Source organism: Arthrobacter sp. HMWF013 (genome assembly GCF_003061105.1).
Lineage (GTDB): Bacteria > Actinomycetota > Actinomycetes > Actinomycetales > Micrococcaceae > Arthrobacter.
Map to the genome: position 1 here is coordinate 1 of NZ_QAIQ01000272.1, position 3,141 is coordinate 3,141.

General features: G+C 69.4%; 4 protein-coding genes. All 4 read left to right on the forward strand.

Annotation, left to right across the window (positions count from 1 at the left end; genetic code table 11):
* Positions 1-26 precede the first annotated feature (26 nt).
* From tsaE to tsaD, 4 genes are read left to right on the forward strand one after another with little or no spacing between them, the layout of a single operon-like run.
* Positions 27-650 carry a tRNA (adenosine(37)-N6)-threonylcarbamoyltransferase complex ATPase subunit type 1 TsaE gene (tsaE, locus tag DBR22_RS10820; protein WP_108599022.1) on the forward strand — a complete coding sequence of 208 codons (624 nt, stop codon included), beginning with the start codon at positions 27-29 and terminating at the stop codon, positions 648-650.
* Positions 650-1,321, forward strand: coding sequence for a tRNA (adenosine(37)-N6)-threonylcarbamoyltransferase complex dimerization subunit type 1 TsaB (gene tsaB, locus DBR22_RS10825; protein ID WP_108599020.1), 672 nt, complete (start codon positions 650-652; stop codon positions 1,319-1,321). Before tsaE ends, tsaB begins: the two co-directional genes overlap by 1 nt.
* Before the next feature lie 35 nt (positions 1,322-1,356).
* The gene (gene rimI, locus DBR22_RS10830; RefSeq protein WP_108599023.1) at positions 1,357-1,833 is read left to right on the forward strand and encodes a ribosomal protein S18-alanine N-acetyltransferase; all 477 of its coding nucleotides are present in this window, start codon (positions 1,357-1,359) and stop codon (positions 1,831-1,833) included.
* Positions 1,830-2,954, forward strand: coding sequence for a tRNA (adenosine(37)-N6)-threonylcarbamoyltransferase complex transferase subunit TsaD (tsaD, locus tag DBR22_RS10835; RefSeq protein WP_108599021.1), 1,125 nt, complete (start codon positions 1,830-1,832; stop codon positions 2,952-2,954). The genes rimI and tsaD overlap by 4 nt, the downstream gene beginning before the upstream one ends.
* Positions 2,955-3,141 lie beyond the last annotated feature (187 nt).

Below are 3,141 nucleotides of genomic sequence, written 5' to 3' on the forward strand. Positions count from 1 at the left end.
TCCCCGGCCAGCGGCCAGGTGACGCCGTGAGTGCGCCGGCCGCCGCGGAGGCGCCGAACTGGGAACTGACACTGAAGGTCACGACGGCGGACCAGACCCATGCGCTCGGCGCGGCTTTGGGGGCGGAGCTTGAGCGCGGGGACCTGCTGGTGCTGACCGGCGAGCTGGGTGCAGGGAAAACCACCCTCACGCAGGGGCTCGGCGAAGGCCTGGGCGTGCGGGCCGGGGTCATCTCGCCCACGTTCGTGCTGGTCCGTATCCACCCGAACCTGCCTGACGGCTCCCGCCCGGGCGGCCCGGACCTGGTCCACGTGGATGCCTACCGGCTGGGGTCGGCGTCGGAGATTGATGACATCGACCTTGAGAACACCATGGACTCATCGGTGACAGTGGTGGAATGGGGGCGCGGGCGGGTGGAGCACCTGAGCGAGAGCCGGCTTGAGGTGGATCTGCACCGCGCTGTGGGGCTGGAAGCGCCCGGGCCGGGTGCCGGCGAACCGCAACCGGGGCACCCCGAAACCCTCGACTTTGACACGGATGACAACGACGAACCGCGCACCATCGTGCTGCGCGGCTTCGGCCCGCGCTGGAGCGCCAGGCCTGCCCTTGGTGGAGCCATCCTCGGCGGCGCCATCGAAGGGAACCGCTGATGCTTATCCTTGCCATCGACACCTCGGCTGTGGCCAGTGCCGCCCTGGTCTCGGACGACGCCCTCGAAGGCGTGGTGGCCAGCTTCTCCACTGAGGACACGCGCAGCCATGCGGAGGTGCTGGCCCCCGGGATCCAGGACCTGCTCGCTGAAGCCGGCGTGACAGGCCAGGACATCGACGCGATCGTGACGGGCGTGGGCCCCGGCCCGTTCACCGGCCTGCGCTCCGGGATCGCCACCGCCCGTACCCTGGCGTTCGTCTGGGATAAACCGCTGTACGGCCTCATGAGCCTGGACGCGGTGGCGCTCGAGGTGGCCGAATCCACCGATGCCGCGGCCGAATTCCTGGTGGTCACGGACGCGCGGCGGAAAGAGGTCTACTGGGCCCGGTACAGCCTTGCGGACGGGCAGTTGCCCCGGCTGGAGGACGGCCCGCACGTCAGCTTCGCCGCAGACCTTCCGGACCTCCCCGCCTACGGGGCCGGTGCAGGGCTTTACAGTGACGTCCTGCGCGCAGACCCGGACTTTGCCAAAGAACAGCCGGACGCCCTGTATCTGGGCCAGTTCGCCCTGGCCAGGCTGGCGGCCGGCGGAAAGCTGCTGGACTCCACACCCCTGTACCTGCGCGAATCCGATGCACAGGTCCCCGGACCCCGGAAGAGGGCACTGTGACGGCGCCCCGGGCTGACGGAGTCGTCCTCCGAAACATGACCCTGGAGGACGTTCCGGCGGTCAACACCCTCGAACAAAGGCTGTTCCCGGCCGATGCCTGGCCGTTGCAGATGTTCCTGGCCGAACTGTCCCAGCCCGAGACACGCCGCTACCTGGTGGCCGAAAGCGGCAGCGAGATCGTGGGCTACGCCGGCCTGATGTGCATCGAGCCGATCGCGGATGTCCAGACCATCGCCGTCGTGCCGGAAGTCGAAGGGCGGGGGATCGGCTCGGCCCTCCTGACCCGGCTCATCGACGAAGCCCGCAGCCGCGGCGCCGCTGACGTCCTCCTGGAAGTGCGCGAAGACAACCCGCGGGCGCAGCAGCTCTACGTGCGGTTCGGATTCGAAAAAATCCACGTCCGCCGCGGGTATTACCGCGACGGCGTTGATGCCCTGATCATGCGGCTGCAGCTGGTCCCGGAAGGCGCCGGAGCAGCCGCGGAACCCCCAACGGAAGCAGGCCAGGCATGAACACCCCGCAGCCATTGGTGCTGGGCATCGAGTCCTCCTGCGACGAGACCGGCGTCGGGATCGTCCGCGGAACAACCCTGCTGACCAACACGGTGTCCTCGTCCATGGATGAACACGTCCGCTTCGGCGGAGTGATCCCGGAGATCGCCTCGCGGGCACACCTGGACGCGTTTGTCCCCACCCTCCGGCAGGCACTGTCCGACGCCGGCGTGACGCTGGAGGACGTGGACGCAATTGCCGTCACGTCCGGGCCAGGGCTGGCCGGCGCACTGATGGTCGGGGTGTGCGCTGCGAAGGCGCTCGCCGTAGCCACCGGCAAGCCGCTGTACGCCATCAACCACCTGGTGGCGCACGTCGGCGTGGGGCTGCTGGACGGAAAGCACGACGACGGTGCTGCCGCCGCCGTGGTGGCCGGGCCCGGCCGCGGCGGCCCTCTCCCGGACCACCTGGGCGCCCTGCTGGTCTCCGGCGGGCACACCGAGATACTCGAGATCAACAGCATCACCAGCGACGTCCAGCTCCTCGGCTCCACGATCGACGACGCCGCGGGGGAGGCCTACGACAAAGTGGCCCGCATCCTGGGCCTCGGCTACCCCGGCGGTCCGGCCATCGACAAGCTGGCCCGGACAGGCAACCCCAAAGCCATCCGTTTCCCGCGCGGCCTCACCCAGCCCAAGTACATGGGCACGGCCGAGGAACCGGGGAAGCACCGCTACGACTGGTCCTTCAGCGGTCTGAAGACAGCCGTAGCCCGCTGCGTGGAGCAGTTCGAGGCCCGCGGCGAGGACCTTCCCGTGGCGGACATTGCCGCCGCCTTCCAGGAAGCCGTGGTGGACGTGATCACCTCCAAAGCCGTGCTGGCCTGCGTTGAGCACGGCATCAAGGATGTCCTGCTGGGCGGCGGGGTGGCGGCCAACTCCCGGCTCCGCGAGCTCACAGCCAAGCGCTGCGCTTCGGCGGGAATCACGCTTCATGTGCCGCCGCTGGACCTGTGCACCGACAACGGCGCCATGGTGGCCGCCCTCGGTGCGCAGCTGGTGATGGCCGGTATTGGTCCCAGCGGCATCCGCTTCGCCCCGGACTCCTCCATGCCGGTCACTGCGGTGTCACTGCCTGCCTGACGGCAGTGGGCCCGGCGAACCGTCGCGGGGCACTTTGGGGGCGCCGACGTCGTAAATCACGACGGCGGCCGGTGTGTCCGTGTCGAAGTGCCCCGTTTCGGGTGGGGCGAGGTTAGGCCGTCGGGCCGTTCCGCATCTGCTTGACCAGGTCCAGCACCACGGCGCGCAAATCGCCGCCGTGCTCGGC